This is a genomic window from Streptomyces sp. NBC_00425, from assembly GCF_036030735.1.
Classification (GTDB): domain Bacteria; phylum Actinomycetota; class Actinomycetes; order Streptomycetales; family Streptomycetaceae; genus Streptomyces.
In genome coordinates this window covers 2,640,132-2,659,376 of the sequence record NZ_CP107928.1, presented here as the reverse complement: position 1 = coordinate 2,659,376, position 19,245 = coordinate 2,640,132, and the positions used below count along the sequence as shown (strand labels likewise).

Sequence of the window (19,245 nt, the reverse complement as noted above, 5' to 3'; positions counted from 1 at the left end):
GGGCGAAGACGGCCGGCTCAGCCCGCAGTATCACCCTTGCGCAACGACGCGAGGAGGCGGTCCAGGTCCCCGCGCGCGGTGTAGGTACGGATCGGGTCGATGTAGTCGCGCGACTCGATGATCTGACCGTCCCGCACACGCATGACGAAAATGCAGGGCACCTTGGCCATGGAATCGTCCGGCAACGTGAACTCGTAGGCGAACTCGGCGACGATCACTTCAGGATCGGCGGTCTCGTGAACGACGACATCGACGACACTCCTCTTCGGCCAGGACTCCCGGACTTCCGGCGGCACCGTGAAGTGTTCCCGGAGCGCACGCCGACTGGTCAACGGCTCGGACTCCGGCGTCGCCATCGGATGCCGGACATCGGTGACTTCGCCGTACAAGTCAGGCAGCTCGCTCGAGTTCCCCTCGGCGACCCCATGAACAAGCCGGAGAAACACCTCGCGCGGACTCAGACTCACGAGACCCCCAAGTAATACGCACAGAAGACCAACGATCAGTATCGCCTGCTGCGAGCCGGTACTGCGGACTGTCTCGACCAGCAGCACCCGACCTGTCCGACCCCACCCGTGGCGCTGGACGCGGACATGCGGATACGGGTCAGCACTCTTCCTCTGGAAAATGCCCCTTCGACTTAAGGAATGCTCCTGCGACAGCAACGCGGCAGGACCCACCGCAGGTCTCATCGTGGCGGTTCAGGAGCACTTCTCGCGTCTCCGGGCAAGCGGTCGAAGGCACCGCTCGTGAAAGCCCGAGAATAGGCTCGTCCTCATGAACACCCGTCTGCTCGTCTACAGCCGCACGGCCGCCTACCGCCACGATTCGATCCCGGACGCCGTCGCCGCGGTACGTGATCTGGGGGAGTTCACCGTCGATCACACGGAGGACCCTGGGGCGCTGGAGGCCCCGCTGGACGGGTACGCGGCCGTGGTCTTCCTCTCCACCAGCGGCGAGGTGCTCACTCCGGGCGGGCGAGGCCGGCTCTCCCGGTACATAGAGGCGGGGGGCGGCTTCGTCGGGGTACACGCGGCGGCGTGCACCGAGTACGACTGGCCCTACTACGGCGAACTCCTCGGGGCCCGGTTCGCCAGGCACCCGGAGCATCAGCCCGGCAAGGCGGTGGTGGAGGACCACGGCCACCCCGCCACCCGCCTCCTGCCGACCGTCTGGGACTTCACCGACGAGTGGTACGACTTCCGCGCCAACCCACGCGGGCGGGTGCGCGTCCTCGTCACCGCCGACGAGACGTCGTACGAGGGCGGCGGGATGGGCGCCGACCATCCGCTGGTGTGGTGCCGTGAACAGGGCCGGGGGCGGGTCTTCTACACCGCTCTCGGCCACGCGGCCGAGGCCTACCGCAACCCTGAGTTCCTGGCACACCTGCGAGGTGGACTCCTCTGGGCGGCCGGGCTGCGGAGCTGAGTGCTGGGCCGAACCAGCCGAACCGGGTGTCGGGTACGAGTTTCCAGTGACGTTTCTTCGGTGAACCGCTTGCGCCATCGGGGTGAGTGAGGACGGTACGGAGGACGGAGTTCCGGCCCGACACGGACATCCTCTTGTTTCGGAAATCTGTTCCGGAACGACTTGCGGAGATCGTTCCGGAAAAGGGATGCACAGGAGGAGCCGTACGTTGACTCACGGGACCAAGCTGCGCGACCGGATCGCCGGTCCGGGAACGACTCCGCTGATCGGCGTGTACGACATGTACTCGGCGTCGATCGCGGCGCAGCACTACGACGGGATGTTCGTCTCCGGTTTCGGCTTCGCGGCCTCGTACTACGGGCTGCCGGACATCGGTTTCATCGCCTGGCCGGACATGATGGCGTTCGTACAACGGTTGCGGGGCGCGTTTCCGGCGCACCATCTGCTGGTCGACATCGACGACGGTTACGTCGACCCGGAGGTCGCCTGCCACGTGGTGGAGGGGCTGGAACGGATCGGAGCGTCCGGCGTCATCCTGGAGGACCAGAAACGGCCGCGCCGGTGCGGTCACGCCGACGGCAAGCAGGTGCTGCCGTTGCGCGAGTACCTCGCCAAGCTGGAGATGGTGCTGGCCACCCGTCAGGACCTGGTGGTGGTCGCCCGCACCGATGCCACCGACGAGGTCGACATCCTGCACCGGGCCGCGTCCCTGGCTGCGACGGACGCGGACGTGGTCCTGGTCGACGGTGTCCGCAGTGTGGAGTGGATCCGCCGGATCCGCGCCGTGGTCGGAGACAAGCCGCTGCTGTTCAACCAGATCGCCGGCGGCAAGTCGCCCCGGCTCTCTCTGAGCGAGCTCTCCGACCTCGGTGTGAACGTCGCCATCTACAGCACTCCGTGCCTGTTCGCGGCCCATGAGGCCGTGCACTCCGCCCTCGCCGAACTGAAGCGGACGGATGGCCGACTGCCGGTGCCGGATGCCGTGGACGGCGTGGGCGTGGCAACCGCCACCCGCCTGTTGGAGGGCAACATCGCCCATCGCCGCCCCGCCTCGGAAGAGGCGGTACACAGCCGGGAATCGGCGAGGACGAAGGGTGACCTGAGGGATGAGGCGAACGCGGGGGTGCGATGACAGTGACGGTGCCCGGAAGGGGCACCGGGCCGACCGGTCAGCGGACGCGGATGCGGTGCGGATGTGGATGTGGATGCTGTTGCGCGTGCGAGTGCGCGTGCGCGTGCGAACGTACTGGTTGGGGGCCGGGAAGGCGGGGTGAGGAGGGGAACAGCGCGGACCGGGCGGGCGTCAGGTCGGGAGCAGTAGCCGGGCGGGCGAGTTCGTCAGCCCGGCGGCGGCGCCGTGCTCGCTCTCGGGACGAGCCGCGTCGACAGTTCCGTCCGGGTTCCCTCCGGGTGCTCTCCGTCCATCATCCGCACCAGTAACCGCAGGGCTGTCGCCGCCATTTCCCCCAGTGGCTGTCGAACGGTGGTGAGGGCGGGGGTCGTCCAGCGGGACTCCGGCAGGTCGTCGAAACCGACCACGCTGACGTCGTGCGGAACTCGCAACCCCCGTTCGGCCAGAGCCTGGTAGACCCCGAGAGCCATGCGGTCGGAACAGACGAAGACGGCGGTCGGCGGCATGGGCAGGTCCAGCAGTTCATCCATGCGGCGGCGAGCGACGGACTCGTCGAAGTCGCCGTGGCGAAGAAACTCGGGGCGGTAGGCGACTTGGGCCGACGCCAACGCCGAGCGGTAGCCGGCGACTCTGGCGCTGCTGCACATCCAGCGGCGCGATCCTGCGATCACGGCGATGCGCTCATGCCCGAGCTCCAGGAGGTGTTGGGTCGCCGTCACCCCGCCCTGCCAGTTCGCCGCGCCGACCGAGACCACCTCGGGCGGCGGCTCGACCACCGGGTCGATCATCACGAACGGGACGCGATGCTGCTCCAGCCACGCGTACTGGGACGCCGTCAACTCGGCCAGGTTGAACAGGACTCCGGCGGAACCTCTGGCAGCCAGCTTGTCGAGCCAGGCACGCTGCGGACGGCCGGCACGGGTGCGGGACAGGCCCGCCGAGACGACGACGTCCAGGTCCGCGTCGTACGCCGCCTCCTCCACACCGTGCAGCACCGCGCCCGACCACGAGCTGTCCAACGAGTGCACGACGAGATCGATCAGCCTGGTCGGCTTCGTCGCGTCGAAGCGCGGTCTGCGCACGTAACCGAGGCGGTCCAGCGCTTCGGTGACCCGGCGTCGGGTCTCGGGAGCGACGTCTTCCCTGCCGTTCACCACCTTGGATGCGGTCGGCACCGAGACCCCAGCCTCACGGGCCACGACCGCCAATGTCGGCCCGCCCGGCACGCCAGGACTCGTGCTCGCACCCGCCGTGCGCACCATCGGGAACCACCTCTCCGGCCCGCCCGAGGGCCAGCGAAAGTTCGACCAGCGTCGTTTCGGAGCCGATCCCGAAACAGACGACCCGCAGAAAGCGCTTGCTATACTAGGTGTGGCACAGCACGGCGTGAAGAGACCGGGGAACGCGAGATCATTCCGGGCGCCCTGTCCGGGCCGTCGGGCGGGTGCGGACCTGCGCTTCGGGAACACTGGGGTGCGAAAGGCCCGAAGCGCGAAGGCGCGGGTCACGAGCGATGCCGACGCCCGGCGTCACCACGGGCTCAGCGACCGCGTTTCGGCGGTCGTACCGAGTTCCGTACGACGACGTGGGTGCCCAGTACCAGGTGTTCGACGTCCCCGCCCTTGCGCCGGGCGGATGCTCCGGTCCCCTCCCGCCGATCGGCCACCGCGCGCAGGGCGACCCGGCCCATCTCCTCGTACGGCACGTGCACCGTGGTGAGTTGGGGCGTGAGCTGGGAAGCAAGGGGGGTGTCGTCACAGCCCGTGATCGACACATCGTCCGGCACCCGCAGCCCGGCTGCCCGTACCGCTTGCATGGCGCCTGCGGCGACGATGTCCGTACCGGCGAGCACGGCGGTGAAGCCCGGATTCTCGCGCAGGGCAGCCTCCACCGCCGCGTACCCGTGCTCGTCGTCGTACGGACCGTGCCGCACCGACCCCGGATCGAACCGTGCACCGTAGGCCTCGAAGGCCCGCCGTGCCCCCTTCAACCTGCCCTGCGCGGTGGTCAGTCCGGCGGGGCCCGGCAGGACCAGGACGCGCCTGTGACCGGCCGACAGCAGATGACTGGCCATCGCGTAGGCGCCGGACTCGTTGTCGTAGTCGACCGTCGTCGCCGGCACGTCTCTCTCCAACGGCGGCCTGCCGACCAGGACCAGATGCGAGCCGGCCGCGTCCAGGGACCGTGCGAAGCGGCCCATGCGCAACTGGTACTCGTCGTGGTCGTAGGCGCCGCCGAGCAGGACCACCGCCGCGACGCCCTGCTGGCGCATCATGTTGACCAGGGCGAGCTCGCGTTCGGGATCGTCACCCGTCGTGCCGACGAGCGAGAGCCAGCCACGCAGCGCCGCCGCGCCTTCGACCCCCTTCGCCACATGGGCGAACGCCGCGCCGGTGATGTCGTTCATGAGTATCGCCACTGTCGGAGTTCCGCCCCCGGCCAGGGACCGGGCATGCGCGTTGGTGACGTAGTCCAGGTCGCCGACCACCTGCATCACGCGGCTGCGGATGTCGTTCGAGACCGGGTAGTTGCCGGATAGGACCCGGGAAACGCTTGCTACCGAGACTCCCGCTCGATGTGCGACGTCCCTTATCGTCACCCGGCCGGGTTTCCCGGTCGTCCTGCTCTGACTCATGTTGCCGCTCCTTACCGTCGTGGGCGCCGTGGAGCACGCCGTGGAGGCCTTGGTCGCGGAGACCTGTGTGGCCCCGTCACCGGACGGCTGGGGTACCCGGCCCCCCGGTGGGTGCGGGAACCGTATCCCAACTGTTCTTCCAGGTGGACGGGCCTGTGGATAACCTCGGCGACTCCCGGCGATCACTGGCGACCACCGCACAGGAACAGAAGGAAGACCGGCTGTCAGGCCACTCTGGCCAGGTCTGCACGGTGCACCTCATGGGTGAGCGGAAGCCCCTCGGCCAGCCGTTCCAGCTCCTCGACGACGATGCGGCCGAGTCGCTCCAGCTCGTTACCGAGCGAACCGGCGATATGCGGCGTGAGAAACACGTTCGGCAATCGGTACAACGGGGAGTCGGCGGGCAGCGGCTCGGGTTCGGTCACGTCCAGGACCGCGTAAAGGCGCCCCGCGACCAGTTCGTCGGTGAGGGCGGCATGGTCGACCAGGGCGCCCCGCGACGTGTTGATCAGCACGCCGTGGTCGCGGATCAGAGCGAGCCGGTCGCGGTCTAGCATGTGCCGGGTCTCCGGAATGTCGGGCGCGTGCAGGCTGACGATGTCGCTGCGCCGCAGCAGTTCCTCCAGGGAGAGCAACTGTGCGCCGAGTTCGGCGGCCTCGGCCGCGTCCACGTAGGGGTCGTGCAGGAGAAGGTCGAAATCGTACGGGCGTAGAAGTTCCAGCAGGCGACGTCCCACACGGGAGGCTCCGATGATGCCGACGCGGCGGCCGAGGTTCCCGGTGGCAGCGGTTTCCGCGTGCGTCGGGTGGGCTCGGGTGCGGCGGAAGCGCTCGCGGTGGACAAAGGCGTCCTTACCGGCGAGCAGGATCATCGCGAGGGTGTATTCGGCCACCGGCACGGCGTTTCCGGTGACCGCACTGGACACCGTCACCCCCTGAGCCCACAGGGACCCGCCGACCAGTGAGCGGACCGAGCCCGCGGCGTGCAGGACGGCACGCAGCCGGGGCGTCCCGGCGAGGGCGCATGCATCGAGGCGGGGGCACCCCCAGCCGGTGATCAGGACGTCCGCTTCGGCCAGCAGTGATGCGGCGACGGGATCGCTGAAGTCCCGCACGACCAGCCCGGGGTCGATGTCGGCCGTCCGCTGCAGCCGGGCCAGGAGCGGTGCCGGGAACAGCAGAGGGAGGTGCACCGGGTCCATGGCGAACACGGCCCTGGGCAGCTGCGCGCTGGGCATGACTCTCCCTGGGTGCTTGAGAAACGTTGCTGAAAGCGTTTTCTACCGTAGGTCTGGCGTTGAGACACAGTCAATCGGCTTGTGTGACCCGGACGAATCAGGGTTTGGGCAGCCCTGGTGGTACTGGCGTAGTAACCGCTTCCTGGCTGCTGGAGTGCTCTGTGCAGCGCTCGTCCGGTTCGCGGGCCCCGCCCCTTCCCGGAAACACGTTTCAGTTGTCGCGCCGTCCAGATGTGCTCTCCTGCAGCCCTTGCCTCGAGGGAGGCAGGCACTGCAGGGGGTGCACGGCCGGCTGGCCGGAGGCTGGGACCGGCTCGGCTTCGGCCACCCTGTGTACGCCGAACGGCTCTGCCACCGGCTCGTGCGCCGGAATACCGGGCGCGGTTGTGGTGCTCTGTTCATACCGGTGCGAGCGCGCGGCGAAGGGCTGGTGGGCAGATGGCAGCAGACCGGGCGAACCCTGCGGGCGATGCCGCGGCGGGGCCTCATTCCACCCGCGACTTTGATCCCGGCGACTGTCCCCTCGTCAGTACCCCTTACGGGGCCGTACACGGTAGATACGAGCACGGCGTCGCCGTCTTCCGGGGGATCCCTTACGCGGCGCCACCGTTCGGCGTCCGTCGGTTCAGGCCGCCGGCGCCGCCCGAACCCTGGAACGGCGTGCGCGACGCGGGCTCCTTCGGCCCGACGCCGCCGAAACCGCCGTACTCCGACGCCTTCGCCAAGTATCTGTCCGACCCCGTCGTGCCGGGCGACGACTGCCTCAACCTCAACGTCTGGACTCCCGAGCCCGGCCCCGGCGCACGGCTGCCCATCGTCGTATGGCTGCACGGCGGTGCCCTGACCAGGGGTTCTTCGGCGGCTCCGGTCTATGACGGGCGCCGTTTCGCACGCGACGGAACCGTTTTCGTATCGATCCACTACCGGCTGGGCGTGGAGGGCTACGGGCTCTTCCCCGACGCCCCGGCCAACCTCGGGCTCCGTGACCAGCTCGCCGCACTGGAATGGGTACACCGCTCGATCAGGGCTTTCGGCGGCGACCCCGACAGGGTCACCCTGGCTGGACAGTCCGCCGGAGCCATCAGCGTCGGCGCACTGATCGCGGCACCGCAGGCACAAGGCCTGTTCCGGCGGGCCGTCCTGCAGAGCGGACCGCCGGAGGCGCTCGAGCGGGACAAGGTCCGCCGTATGGTGCGGCGCATGGCCGCCCGGCTGAAGATCCCCGCGACGGCGGAGGCTTTCGCCGCCGTTGACCGGGACCTGCTGCTGCGCACCCAGGCCGAGGTCGGGAGACTCAGCAGCCCGGTCCTCGGAGGTCCCGCGTTCGGCATCGTCGTCGACGGCGATCTCGTCCCGCGTGACCCCCTGTCGGCGCTCCTTGACGGGGACGCCGCGGTCGGCGTCGACCTGCTGATGGGCTGGACGCGCGACGAGTACCGGCTCTGGCTGGTGCCAGGCGGACTCCTCGAGCGCGTCGACCGGCTCGGCGCCGTCGCTCTCGCCGGCGCGATGGCCCGCTGCCACTGCGGGCCCGAGGTACCGCGCGGCTACCGCGCCCTGCACCCCGAGGCCGGCCCGGCAGAGGTGGTCGGACAGATGGTCACCGACAGCCTGTTGCGGCTTCCCCTGCGACGCCTGGCCGACGCCCGCCCCGGGACGTCGTACGTGTACGAGTTCGCCTGGCCCTCGCGCAGGCCCGGCCTCGGCGCCTGCCACGCCCTCGAACTGGGCTTCGTCTTCGACACCGGCGAGACACCGGAGTCCGCGAAACTCGCCGGGGACGGGGCCCCCCAGGAACTCGCCGACGCGATGCACGGGGCGTGGACGCGCTTCGCGGCGACCGGAGATCCCGGGTGGGAGGCGTGGAACGCGGCCCACCCGGTGAGGATCTTCGGTGAGACCGACGGCGGCCATGGGCCGGAGGGGCACGACCGGGTGCTGTCCGGGGCGGACCCGGAGCCGTCCGAGACCGACGGCTGGGCGTACACCGCGCACGGTGTCCGCGACCGTGAGCTGGCGCTGTGGGTGACGCCGTCCCCGCAGGCCGCCCTACCCGAGGAGCCGGACCACGGGATCCCCACGTCGGACCCGTCGCCGGCCGGATTCTCCGCACGCGGCACAGAGCTGAGGTCGGCCGTGCGCCGACTGCGCAGGGCCACCGGGAGGACGCGGGAACGCTGACAGAGAGAGGTAAGGCGGGGGAGGGGAGCAGGGAAGGCGGGGACGTCGGCGGTGGGCGCCGCGGTGGTGGACCGAGGGGCGACGTCGACGCTTCCGGAGGGCTGACCGGGCAGCGGCCGTGCTGCCGTCGCCCGGCGACCGCGTGCTGCGTATGGTCAGGCGGGCCGTCCTTCGACGCGACTGTGGTGAGTGGGCCGGCCGCAGCCCCGGGTGGGCGGAATGTCGTCGTAACCGGTCAGCGAAACATCGCTTGACCATGTCGGGGGCCAGGGTCGTGCAGGCCCGCAGGAGGGCCGGGTCGCTGAGGACCTCCGAGCGCGGGCGACCACGTCCCGAATCGTGTTGTGCGCACGGTTTCCGCAGTTTTCTCGACTTCCCACTCCCTGCCCGCCCGCCTCGGAAACCCGGTAGCCCCGTCCTCCCGAGCGCAGGCCGGCGCCCGCAGGGGCGGGGGCGCCAACAGGTCTAAGCGGAGGCCAGTGTCCGGGCGATGGAGGCGACCGCCTCCGGGCCGACCCGGCAGCAGCCTCCGATCAGCCGGGCCCCGGACTGCTGCCAGGCCAGGACCTGCTCCGGGGCGAAGGTGGAGTGTCCGACCCAGGCGCGTGCCGTGGCGTCCCAGGCCTCGCCGCTGTTCGGATACACGACGACCGGCTTACCCGTCACGCGTGCCGCTGTCGCCACGGCGGAGTCGACGTCCCCGGGGACGCAGCAGTTCACACCGACCGCGATGACCTCCTCCACGTCGGCGGCCGCCGCGAACGCCTCCTCCAACGGCTGCCCGGCCCGCGTACGGTCACCGTCGATGGAGTACGACAGCCAGGCGGGCACGCCGAGCCCGCGCACCCCGCGCAACAGCGCCTCGGCCTCGTCGGCATCGGGAACCGTTTCGAGAGCGAGTACGTCAGGCGCAGCGGCGGCCAGCACCTCCAGGCGCGGCCGGTGGAAACGTTCCAGGTCTGCGACGCTCAGTCCGTAACGGCCTCGGTACTCGGAACCGTCCGCGAGCATCGCGCCGTACGGTCCGACCGAAGCGGCCACCCACAGCGGGTGCGCGACTCCTCGGGCCCGGGCCCTCCGAGCCGCGTCCCGGGCCAGTTCCACGCTCAGTGTGAGCAGTCGGGCCGCTTCCTCGTGGTCGATCCCTCGTTTGGCGAAGCCCTCGAAAGTGGCCTGGTAACTGGAGGTGATCGCCACGTTCGCGCCCGCTGCGAAGTAGGCGAGATGCGCCTCGGTGATCGCCTCGGGGTGCTCCGCCAGGAGTCGCGCCGACCACAGTTCGTCGCTGAGGTCGTGCCCGGCGGACTCCAGCTGGTTCGACATGCCGCCGTCGAGGACGACGGCGCCGGCGGCGAGAGCGGTGGCGAGGGTGGTCTCCGCGTGAGGGGCGGGGGTGTCGCTGGTCATGTCACGACGCTAGTCGAAGAGCCGGCGGAAGGCCCGACGGGTCCAGTCCATGAACAGATCGACCCCCTTCACCGCCCGAGAGCCGAGCGCCGGCCGCCTCGACGGCGTCCTTTGCCTCGCGTGCGCTTGGTCGCCGGGAACAGCAGCGCTCCGAGCAGGCCTGCTGCCAGCACGTACGGCCACCACCCGAACGCGCCGCCCTCGGCGGCCCCGGCGCCGCGTGTGTCGGCCGTCACGACTCCCGACGAGGCTCGGCCGTGCGCACTCGCCGAGGCGCTCGTGGCCGTCGCGACCAGGACGACGTCGTTTCCGTCTCCGCCCTTGTAACTGATCCGGTAAACGGTGTCGCCGAGTTTCACCTCGGCGCCCTCGCGCAGCCCGTCGAACGTGCCTGTGGTCGGTCCGTTGCCGGTGTGCTCCAGGACCCGGATCTCACTCAGAGGCGTTGCACGGGGTGCGGCGGACGACGGCCGGGTATCGCCGTCGATCTGTGGCGAAGGGGATTCGGCGGTGTTCGCCTCGGCGGCTGCTCCCGCGGCCGACAGATCGAGTCCGCCCTGCAGACTCACCGTGCCGCCGGCCTTCAAAGGGGTGCCCGTGAGCACCAGTTGCCCCTTGTCGGTCTGCGTGTAGCCGGCGGTGGCCGTCAGCCCGCCCGTGACGACACCCTCGTTCGTCACAGCCCCCTTCACGGTGCCCGTGCCGCTGAGGGTGCTCGTCACCCGAAGCGGCGAGCCGCCGGTGTCCAGACGCGCCGCAGCCGACGTCAGCCGGACCGCCCTGCTGTTGGCGAGGCTTGCCCCGCTCTTGAGCGCCAGCGTTCCCTGCCTGATCGTCGTCGTCCCTGTGTAGGTCACCGCGGGGCCCGTGAGGGTCGTCGTCGCGGGGCCGGACTGGACGAGTGAGCCGTTGCCACCGATCCGGGACAGCGAGATCGCTTTCTTCGCGTTGCGCACGACGAGCGTGCCGTCGTTCACGATGCGACGCCGGTCCGTGCCGGTGAGGAGTGAGCCGTCCCCCTGCGCCGATCCCAGTCGAAGGACCGCGCCTTTCTGTACGGTCGTCGAACCGTCGTAGTACTGGTCGGCGGCAAAGGTGACGTCGTTTCCCTTCGTTCCCGCGATGACGACGTCACCGGCGCCGGGCGCGGCCAGGGTGTCGTGGTACTTGCCACCGCCGATCGGTGCGCCGAGCGTGACCGGCCCGTCGTAGTCGAACGTCAGCCGGGACCGTCGTCCGCTGGCCTCGTGCAGGTTGATGTACACGGTGTCTTTGGTCCCCGGCATGAAGATCTTGTGCGTCGTGCCGTCGCCCCACTGCACGTTCGCGCCTTCGATGTTGGTGCCGCGCTTGTTCAACTGGTGAGCCACCGGGTGCCAGTTGAGGTCCGGGTCGCTGAGCGAGGGGTTTTCGTCGCCGCCCTGGTCGCTGTAGCTGTACTGCCCGGTGAGGATGACCTTGCTGCCGGGCCGTGTGTGGACGTTGACGTCGCTGCCGTATGCCCGCTGATAGAAGTTCTGACGCAAAGTGATCGTCTGGTCGAGAGGGGTGTCGATGATCCAGGAGCCCTGGTTGACGATCGCTCGGGCGTCGGGCAGCGAGACCGGGAACTCGGGCCGGCCCACCGCCACGCCCGTACCGTTGTCGATGACCCCGGAGAAGGGGTGGGTGCCCGCGAGATCGAGCGTGCCCCACATGTTCCGGGGCTGGGTGACCAGCCCCGACCCGCTGATGGTGCCGATGTTGAACGTTCGGGTCAACGACAGCCGGAGCGTGCCGTCCACGCGGACGTTGAGCTCGTTGAGTCGGTAGCCGGGCGTGTCGTAGGGGAAATGCCCGATCAGGCCCGTGCCTTTGCCGGTCCCGTACTGCAGGGTCGTCCCGCGTGCGACGGTGATCGCCGGCGGGTCGGGGTTGCTGACCGTCGTGTACGGGTGGTTTCCGCCCTGGGTGCGCACCGTCTGTCTGCGGCGGGACGCCGGCAGGGTGAAGTCGCTGTCCCTGGTCAGGACGAGTGTTCCGCCACCCCGTACGGTGAGCGTCCCCTGGCCGCGGAAAGCGCCGTCGTAAGTCGTTGTCCCGGCGGGCACGGTGACCACCGTGTCGCCGGCGAGGTTGACGTCCCGGTTGGCGAGGACGTCGGCGGTGACGTCCCGGGGGCCGGCGGCCACGGCGGGGGGAGCGGTGACCAGGAGGGCCGCGGCCGTCGCCAGGACGCCGAGGGCCGCTGCTGAGGTGGGGAAAGGGCTGCGCACACTTCGGAGACGCATGGGCCCGACGCTGATAACACAAATTTTTCCCTCGGGCCGGACGCAGGTCTCTCCCGCTCCGGGGTGCCGCGGCCCCAACGAGGGAACCTTCCGGAAAGGGCTTTCTAGCAAGTCACGTCAGACCCGTTGACCTGCTCGTAACACGCCCTTACCTTTTCGGCGTTCGCCATTCCACATCTTGTTCGCAGTTCCGAACGTTCCTCTGTCGTCGAGAGGCGCTGCGTGTACCGCAATCCCGTTCTCCCCGCACCGCGCCGACCCGCAGAGTCTGCGGTGTATCCGGTTACCGGCCCCGCGCCGGACCGGGGCGGCACCCCGGCGTTCGGCGTTCCGGTCGCCGCCACCATGAAAGAGAGTCCGTGAGATGAGACGTGCGTACGCGACCCTGCTCGCCCTCTGTCTGGCCCTGGCAGGAGCTCTGGCCTCGGCGGGACCGGCCCAGGCGGCACCCGTGTCGATCGCCAACGGCACGCAGTTCAAGGACGCCTCGGGCGATCCGCTGCATGCTCACGGCGGCGGGGTCCTCAAAGTCGGCTCGTACTACTACTGGTTCGGCGAGGACCGCAACGCCGACAACACGTTCCGGTACGTGGACGCCTACCGTTCCACCGACCTGAAGAACTGGGAGTTCCGCAACCACGTGCTGACCCAGTCGAGCGCGTCCGAGCTGGCCACCGCCAACATCGAACGTCCGAAGGTCGTCTACAACGCCTCCACCGGCAAGTTCGTGATGTGGATGCACAAGGAGAACGGCACGGACTACAGCGAGGCGCGTGCCGCCGTCGCCGTGTCGGACACCGTCGACGGCGACTACGCCTGGCAGGGCAGCTTCCGGCCGCTCGACCAGCACATGTCGCGCGACATCACGGTTTTCGTGGACAGCGACGGCGCCGGGTACATGGTCTCGGCGGCGCGCGAGAACTACGACCTGCAGATCTACCGGCTGACCGCCGACTACACCGGTATCGCAAGCCTTGTCGCCGACCCCTGGCACAACGGCCACCGCGAGGCGCCGGCGCTGTTCAAGCGAAACGGCGTCTACTTCATGCTCACCTCGGGCGCCACCGGCTGGAGCCCCAACCAGCAGCAGTACGCGACGGCCACCTCCCTCGCCGGTCCCTGGACGGCCATGACGAACGTCGGCGACGCGACGACGTACGGCTCGCAGACCGCGTACGTCCTTCCTGTCCAGGGGAGCTCGGGTACCTCCTACCTGTACCTGGGCGACCGCTGGGGCGACTCCTTCGGCGGCACCGTCAACGACTCCCGCTACGTCTGGCTGCCGCTGGCCTTCCCCACGTCCACCTCGATGTCGATGTCATGGACCCCCGAGGTGACGGTCGACACCGTCACCGGGACCGTCGCGGGCACGAGTGCCACCTACAACACGCTCATCGCCCGGCACAGCGGCAAGTGCGCGGACGTCACGAGCCAGTCGCTCTGGGCAGGAGCCCAGATCAAGCAGTACGACTGCAACGGCGGCAACAACCAGAAGTACTGGTTCAAGTCCGTCGGAAGCGGTTACTACCAGTTGGTCGTCCGCAGCAGTTCCCTGTGCGTGCGGGAGAACGCGGGCACGGTGAGCCAGGAGGACTGCAACGCCTCGGTCACCGCTCAGCAGTGGTCGCTGACGACCTCGGGCAGCTACGTGAACATCACCTCGCGCGCGAGCGGAAAGTGCCTGGACGTGAACGGCGCGTCCACCGCCAACTCCGCTGCGATCATCACGTACGCGTGCAACGGAAATGCCAACCAGCAGTGGACACGCGGTTCCTGACCTTGCATCACACAAGCAGGTCGATCGCGTCGATCGATGTGCCGGCGCTCAGGTAGGAAGTCGTCCCGGACCCGCTCACCACGTTGATCTTCAGCACGTTGTACTGGCCGGTGTCCGTGAGCCAGGCGCTCGCGGGGACGCTGTAGGTGAACGTGTGGTTGTTGCCCCGGTAGGACCCGTTCGTCAGGGACCGGGTGCTCGGCTGGGTGGGCGGGGACGGGACGGCGGAGGTCCAGGCGTCGTTCACGACGACCTGCGGCCGGCCGTTGGCATAGGCCGTCGTCACACCGATGCGCAGGGTGTGCGCGGCGGCGGCCTGGGCGGCGGTCAGTTTGAAGTACACGAGCAGGCCGCTGTTGACGTCCTTCCAGATGTAGCAGGGGAACGCCGAGGTCTCGCTGCCGCTGCCGATGACGACGTTGCCGGTCCATGCGGAGGCGCGGACGTCCGACGGGTGCGCGTACGTCATCAGGTCGGCGTTCTTGAAGCCGCCCGGTGTCCCGGTCCAGTCGTTGATCCGCCAGATCGCGCTCGCGTTGCTCGGATCGTTCGAGGACGGGATGGCGAACGAGTTCAGCGTGGTCGTCGTGCCGGCGGTCACCGTCACCTGCATGGTGTACACGGCCAGCTCGCTCTTGTGGACGGTGAGCGTGTACGTCCCGGGGAGCACCCCGGTGATCGAGAAGTAGCCGTCGGACGCTCGCGCCGAACCCCAGTACTGCGCGGTGGAGTTGGCCAGGCCGACGGTGTAGGCGTGGGCGCTGTTCCGCCCCGTGATGCCCACCCCCGCGACCCGGCCGCGGCCGCTCGCGCCGGCGTACCCGGCGATGCCGAGCGAGTCCGCCCATGAGGTGGTCAGCGTTCCCGGGAACAGCGACGGGGAGGGGGCGCCGCCGTCCGTGAAGGCGATCACGTACGGGCCCTGGAGGCCGAAGCGTTGCGCCTCCGTCTGGTTCTGGCCGTAGTAGAGGATCTCGTACAGGCCGCCGCCGTCGGCGCTCTGATGGCGCAGGAGAGAGCGGTAGAAAGGGCCTCCGGAAGCCTTCTCGTGGTTGCTGCGCACGATCCACAGACCGACGCCGCCGGCCGTCCAGCCGATGTAGTCGTAGTCCATGACGCGCAGTCTGGAGTAGTGCTTGGAGCGGGTCTGGCCGTTGGACTTCGCGAAGACGTCGGAGGCCTCGATCGTGCTGGTCGTGTACGTGTACGAGTCCGGCTCGTCGTTGAGGAACAGGCCGGCCTTGACCCGCACGATGTAACGGGTTGCCGAAACGGACGTGTCTGCCTTGTTGGTCCACAGGTAGACGTTGTTCTCGCCGCTGCGGGCCGCGTAGTAGTGCCGGAGCGTGCCGTGCGTGACGGAGACGAGAATCGTCGAGCCGGACCGAGCGATCGTCACGGTGGAGCTGCCGAGGCCCGACTCGATGTGCGAGTTCATGCCGCCGTAGCCCTGATACTCGGTGCCCCGGTAGACCAGCGAGGTCAGGTCGCCGGTGCTCTTGCTGACCTTGAAGACGAGGTCGGCACCGGTGTCGACGACGTAGTGCGAGCCGTCGTCGGTGTAGCCGAACGCCGCTGCGGCGGCCGGGACGGCGAGCGGCCCGGCGAGCGCGGCGGAGCCGGCCGCGGCCGCGGCGCCGAGGACGAAGGTACGGCGTCGGACCGGGTGCTTCGCGGATCCGGACATGGGGGTGCCTCCTTCGGGAGGTGTGGGGGTGCGGGTGTCTGAGAGGGTGACAGTTGAAACGATTTCGCGAAAGGGCTTTCACTGCTGGGAAGTAGACAGTCCTACGAAATCTGCGCCAGGACTAGAAAGCGCTTGCCAGAGGCGGTACGGTCCAGCCGCCAGCCCCTGTGTCACGACGGAGGAGCCGCAAGTGAGACGTTTCAACACCGCCGTGCTGACGGCGCTGACCCTGGCCGCCGGCCTGACGGCCGTGCCGGCCGCCCACGCCCACGGCGGTCGCGCCCCGCTCGGCATCGACAACTGCACGGCCACCGCCTGCCACTTCGACGTCGCACCGGGCGCCTATGACGTCAAGGTCGTCCTCGGCGGCAGCGCCGCGTCCGGCACCAGCGTCACCGCAGAGACCCGGCGAGCCATGCTTCCCGAGATCGCCGTCCCCGCCGGCGAACGTGTCGTCCGCAGCTTCACCGTCGACGTCCGCACCCCCGAGGGGGAGCCCACCGGCCCTGCGGGAACCGCCGGCCTGGACCTGGTCCTCGGCGGATCCGCTCCGGCCCTGGCGGACATCCGGGTCACCCCCGCCCGGCCCGTCCGGCAGATCTTCCTCGTCGGCGACTCCACCGTGTGCGACCAGCCTGCCGAGCCGTACACGGGATGGGGCCAGCAACTGCCGCAATATCTGCGGCAAGGCGTTTCTGTCGCCAACTACGCGGACTCGGGGGAGAGTACGGTCACGTACCTGGGGAACCCGCAGCTCTGGGACACGGTCCGGCCGCTGATCCGCCACGGCGACCTCGTCCTGGTCCAGCTCGCCCACAACGACAAGACGACGGACGAGGCGACGTACCGCGCGAACCTCGAGACACTGGTGGCGGGAGTGAGGGAGAGGGGCGGCCGGCCGGTCCTGGTGACCCCCATCGTGCGCCGCTGGTTCAACGCCGACGGCACGCTGAACAACGGAACCGCTCTGCTGGTCAACGGACTCGGCGTCGACCACCCTGCGGTCATCCGCTCGGTCGCCGCCGCCCGGGGCGTCCCGCTGATCGACCTCACCGCCAAGACCAAGGCGGTGGTGGAGTCCCTCGGCGTCGAGGGTTCCAAGGCGCTGTACCTGTACAACGAGAAAAGGGACAACACGCACACGTCCGTGCACGGGGCCACCGTCTACGCGGGCCTGGTGCGCGACGAACTCCTCGCCCTGCATCTGGTGCCGAAGGGCATCGTGCGGGTGGGATGAACGCCTGGGGGCGTCCCGACCGGAACCGGGACGCCCCCAGGTCCTGACGTCCCCAGGCCCGGACCCGGCCTTGAAGGAAAGAAACAGCGCATGCACCTGCCCCCGCCCGACCTCGCCCGCAGCCCCCGCACGGGATACACCCGTGCCCACTGGGAGGCGGCCGCCGACGCCCTGCTCGCCGCGGTGGAGCCGTACGCCACCGAAGATCGCGCTCTCTACCACTTTCCCGGCAGCAGGGGGAGCTGGTCCGGCCGGCTCTCCGACGGCCTGGAGGGATACGCCCGCACGCTGCTGCTCGCCGCGTTCCGCCGGGACGAATCCGCGCTGGAACGTTACGCGACCGGTCTCTCGGCCGGCGTCCGCGGCGTCTGGCCCCGCATCGAGGACCGCGCGCAGCCCCTCGTCGAGGCCGCGTCCATCGCCCTCGCGCTGCGGCTGACCCGCACGATGCTCTGGGACCGGCTCGACGACGGCACCCGGCAACGCGCGGCGGCCTGGCTCGGCGACGCGCTCACCGCGGAACCCTGGCCGTGCAACTGGGAGCTGTTTCCCGTCACGGTAGGCGGTTTCCTGGAGTCGGTCGGTCATGAGCCGGAGGCTTCCCGCAAGGCGATCGACCGAGGCCTCGAGCGCATCGAGCAGTGGTATGTCGGCGACGGCTGGTACACCGACGGCACCGGCCGGGCCTTCGACTACTACAACGGCTGGGCCATGCACCTCTACCCGGTCCTGCACGCCTGGCTGGCCGACGACACCGACCTGCTGGCCCGCTACGGCGACCGGCTGACGACCCATCTCGCCGACTACGCCCGCCTGTTCGGCGCCGACGGGGCCCCGATGCACCAGGGGCGCTCCCTCACCTACCGCTTCGCGACCACCGCCCCCCTGTGGCTGGGGGCTCTGACCGGCCACACCCCGCTGGCCCCCGGCGAGACCCGCCGCCTCGCCTCGGGGACGCTCAGGTACTTCCTGGAACGGGACGCGGTCGACGCACACGGACTGCTGACCCTCGGCTGGCACGGCCCCGACGAGTCGGTCCTGCAGGGGTATTCGGGCCCGGCTTCCCCGTACTGGGCGAGCAAGGGATTCCTCGGGCTGCTCCTTCCGCCGGATCACGAGGTGTGGACGGCTCAGGAGGAAGCGGGACCGGCCGAACGAGGAAACGCGATCACGCCGCTTGCCGCACCCAACTGGCTCATTCAGTCCACCGGTTCGGACGGGCTGGTCCGCCTGCACAACCACGGCAGTGAGGACGTCCGGTACGACCCTTACTACACGCGTTTCGCGTACTCCACCGTCACCCGGCCACTGGGCTCGCCGCCGGACAACACCGTCTCGGTTGGCGGCGACCCGCACCGGGAGGGGATCGTCCCGCTCGGCACCGGAGAGGGTTGGGCGGCGTCCCGGCACGTCCAAGGATCCGGCGCCGAGGTCACGAGCCTGGTGGTCGCCGACGGCGCCGTGGAGGTGCGCGCCCATCTTGTCGCGGGCGCCGCCCCGGGCACGGAAGTCCTCGTCACGGGCTGGGCCACGACACAGGGCGGGGCGGAGCGGGCCGATCTGCTGCCCGTGCACGGACTCACGGGCCACGACCCGCTGTCGGGCGTGGTGGCCGAGGGCCCCGCGACACTCTTCGTCGCGCTGGCCCGGCTCACCGCGGAGCCCGACCCGCTGCCCCTCCAGGACCTCGTGGCCGTAGAGGTGCACCCGACGCCGGCCGGCGACGACGCTCACGGTGCCTACGACCTGAGCGTCCGGTGGCGGACAGGCCCGGAGCGCCGCTTCCGCTTCCTGGCATCGGCGGCGTCTGCCACCGCGGTGGCAGACGCCGGCGGCGCGGGCGGGCACGTCGCTCCGGACGAGGTCACGACGCCGGGTGAGTCCACGACTTCCGGCGGTCTCACGATTTCCGGCGAGCGATCCGCAGCGCCGTCGTGGTCGGTGAGACCCCGGTGAGTGCCGTCCCGTAGGCCGGCGGCACGAGGGTGTACGCCGAGGTCGGCGATCCGCCCTCGAGGACTGCCATGCCGCCGCTGACACGGGTGCTCGCCGCGTGGTCCGCGCTCCGGAAAGCGCCGTTCCAGTCGACGAGCCTGAGGTGGGCGCCTGTGAAATCACCCCCCGCGCAGGTGCCGTCGGCGCATTTCGCGCTCTTCAGGGACTCAGCGGTGTCACCTGTCCCCCTGTCGAAGCTCCAGGGCAGAGTCCTCGCTGCTCCGCCGCTCTCCCAAAGCGCTGGTCGGCGGTGATGAT

The 19,245-nt window shown here is 69.7% G+C and carries 13 protein-coding genes; 6 read left to right on the top strand and 7 right to left on the bottom strand.

Going from position 1 to position 19,245, the window contains the following annotated elements:
- Nucleotides 1-17: 17 nt before the first annotated feature.
- On the bottom strand, nt 18-554 hold the full coding sequence (locus OHS82_RS11080; protein WP_328433789.1) for a nuclear transport factor 2 family protein: 537 nt from the start codon (nt 552-554) through the stop codon (nt 18-20).
- Nucleotides 555-777: 223 nt separating this feature from the next.
- Here OHS82_RS11080 and OHS82_RS11075 point away from each other — a divergent pair, with 223 nt between their 5' ends.
- Both OHS82_RS11075 and OHS82_RS11070 read left to right on the top strand, forming a co-directional pair.
- Nucleotides 778-1,428 carry a ThuA domain-containing protein gene (locus OHS82_RS11075; RefSeq protein ID WP_328433788.1) on the top strand — a complete coding sequence of 217 codons (651 nt, stop codon included), beginning with the start codon at nt 778-780 and terminating at the stop codon, nt 1,426-1,428.
- A gap of 208 nt (nt 1,429-1,636) precedes the next feature.
- Entirely contained in the window at nt 1,637-2,560 is a 924-nt protein-coding gene (locus tag OHS82_RS11070) for an isocitrate lyase/PEP mutase family protein (protein ID WP_328433787.1), read from the top strand.
- Between the two features lie 206 nt (nt 2,561-2,766).
- Here OHS82_RS11070 and OHS82_RS11065 read toward each other — a convergent pair whose 3' ends face one another.
- The 3 genes from OHS82_RS11065 to OHS82_RS11055 form a co-directional block, all read right to left on the bottom strand.
- Nucleotides 2,767-3,822 (bottom strand): LacI family DNA-binding transcriptional regulator, encoded by a 1,056-nt coding sequence (locus OHS82_RS11065; protein WP_328433786.1) that lies wholly within the window; start codon nt 3,820-3,822, stop codon nt 2,767-2,769.
- 278 nt (nt 3,823-4,100) lie between these two features.
- Nucleotides 4,101-5,195: a LacI family DNA-binding transcriptional regulator gene (locus OHS82_RS11060; protein WP_328433785.1), complete on the bottom strand. Its 1,095-nt coding sequence runs from the start codon at nt 5,193-5,195 to the stop codon at nt 4,101-4,103.
- 224 nt (nt 5,196-5,419) lie between these two features.
- Nucleotides 5,420-6,433: a hydroxyacid dehydrogenase gene (locus OHS82_RS11055; RefSeq protein ID WP_328433784.1), complete on the bottom strand. Its 1,014-nt coding sequence runs from the start codon at nt 6,431-6,433 to the stop codon at nt 5,420-5,422.
- A gap of 438 nt (nt 6,434-6,871) precedes the next feature.
- On the opposite strand from OHS82_RS11055, the gene OHS82_RS11050 reads away from it, so the two are divergent.
- A complete protein-coding gene (locus OHS82_RS11050; RefSeq protein WP_328433783.1) occupies nt 6,872-8,614 on the top strand; it encodes a carboxylesterase/lipase family protein in 1,743 nt (580 codons plus the stop codon).
- Nucleotides 8,615-9,079: 465 nt separating this feature from the next.
- Here the strand turns inward: OHS82_RS11050 and mmuM are convergent, their stop codons facing one another.
- Both mmuM and OHS82_RS11040 read right to left on the bottom strand, forming a co-directional pair.
- Nucleotides 9,080-10,021: a homocysteine S-methyltransferase gene (mmuM, locus tag OHS82_RS11045; RefSeq protein ID WP_057575933.1), complete on the bottom strand. Its 942-nt coding sequence runs from the start codon at nt 10,019-10,021 to the stop codon at nt 9,080-9,082.
- 68 nt (nt 10,022-10,089) lie between these two features.
- Nucleotides 10,090-12,291: an autotransporter-associated beta strand repeat-containing protein gene (locus tag OHS82_RS11040; protein ID WP_328433782.1), complete on the bottom strand. Its 2,202-nt coding sequence runs from the start codon at nt 12,289-12,291 to the stop codon at nt 10,090-10,092.
- Between the two features lie 364 nt (nt 12,292-12,655).
- On the opposite strand from OHS82_RS11040, the gene OHS82_RS11035 reads away from it, so the two are divergent.
- Nucleotides 12,656-14,068 (top strand): RICIN domain-containing protein, encoded by a 1,413-nt coding sequence (locus OHS82_RS11035; RefSeq protein WP_057575936.1) that lies wholly within the window; start codon nt 12,656-12,658, stop codon nt 14,066-14,068.
- 7 nt (nt 14,069-14,075) lie between these two features.
- Here the strand turns inward: OHS82_RS11035 and OHS82_RS11030 are convergent, their stop codons facing one another.
- The gene (locus OHS82_RS11030) at nt 14,076-15,755 is read right to left on the bottom strand and encodes a rhamnogalacturonan lyase B N-terminal domain-containing protein (protein WP_057575938.1); all 1,680 of its coding nucleotides are present in this window, start codon (nt 15,753-15,755) and stop codon (nt 14,076-14,078) included.
- 190 nt (nt 15,756-15,945) lie between these two features.
- Here OHS82_RS11030 and OHS82_RS11025 point away from each other — a divergent pair, with 190 nt between their 5' ends.
- Both OHS82_RS11025 and OHS82_RS11020 read left to right on the top strand, forming a co-directional pair.
- On the top strand, nt 15,946-16,992 hold the full coding sequence (locus tag OHS82_RS11025) for a rhamnogalacturonan acetylesterase (protein WP_328433781.1): 1,047 nt from the start codon (nt 15,946-15,948) through the stop codon (nt 16,990-16,992).
- A gap of 90 nt (nt 16,993-17,082) precedes the next feature.
- Entirely contained in the window at nt 17,083-18,948 is a 1,866-nt protein-coding gene (locus tag OHS82_RS11020) for a DUF2264 domain-containing protein (RefSeq protein WP_328433780.1), read from the top strand.
- Nucleotides 18,949-19,245: the final 297 nt, after the last annotated feature.

Excerpts from the sequence above, each read along its gene's own strand:
- OHS82_RS11075 (WP_328433788.1), top strand. The coding sequence starts at position 778 with ATGAACACCCGTCTGCTCGTCTACAGCCGCACGGCCGCCTACCGCCAC.
- OHS82_RS11065 (WP_328433786.1), bottom strand. The coding sequence starts at position 3,822 with ATGGTGCGCACGGCGGGTGCGAGCACGAGTCCTGGCGTGCCGGGCGGG.
- OHS82_RS11060 (WP_328433785.1), bottom strand. The coding sequence starts at position 5,195 with ATGAGTCAGAGCAGGACGACCGGGAAACCCGGCCGGGTGACGATAAGG.
- OHS82_RS11055 (WP_328433784.1), bottom strand. The coding sequence starts at position 6,433 with ATGCCCAGCGCGCAGCTGCCCAGGGCCGTGTTCGCCATGGACCCGGTG.
- OHS82_RS11050 (WP_328433783.1), top strand. The coding sequence starts at position 6,872 with ATGGCAGCAGACCGGGCGAACCCTGCGGGCGATGCCGCGGCGGGGCCT.
- mmuM (WP_057575933.1), bottom strand. The coding sequence starts at position 10,021 with ATGACCAGCGACACCCCCGCCCCTCACGCGGAGACCACCCTCGCCACC.
- OHS82_RS11040 (WP_328433782.1), bottom strand. The coding sequence starts at position 12,291 with ATGCGTCTCCGAAGTGTGCGCAGCCCTTTCCCCACCTCAGCAGCGGCC.
- OHS82_RS11035 (WP_057575936.1), top strand. The coding sequence starts at position 12,656 with ATGAGACGTGCGTACGCGACCCTGCTCGCCCTCTGTCTGGCCCTGGCA.
- OHS82_RS11030 (WP_057575938.1), bottom strand. The coding sequence starts at position 15,755 with ATGTCCGGATCCGCGAAGCACCCGGTCCGACGCCGTACCTTCGTCCTC.
- OHS82_RS11020 (WP_328433780.1), top strand. The coding sequence starts at position 17,083 with ATGCACCTGCCCCCGCCCGACCTCGCCCGCAGCCCCCGCACGGGATAC.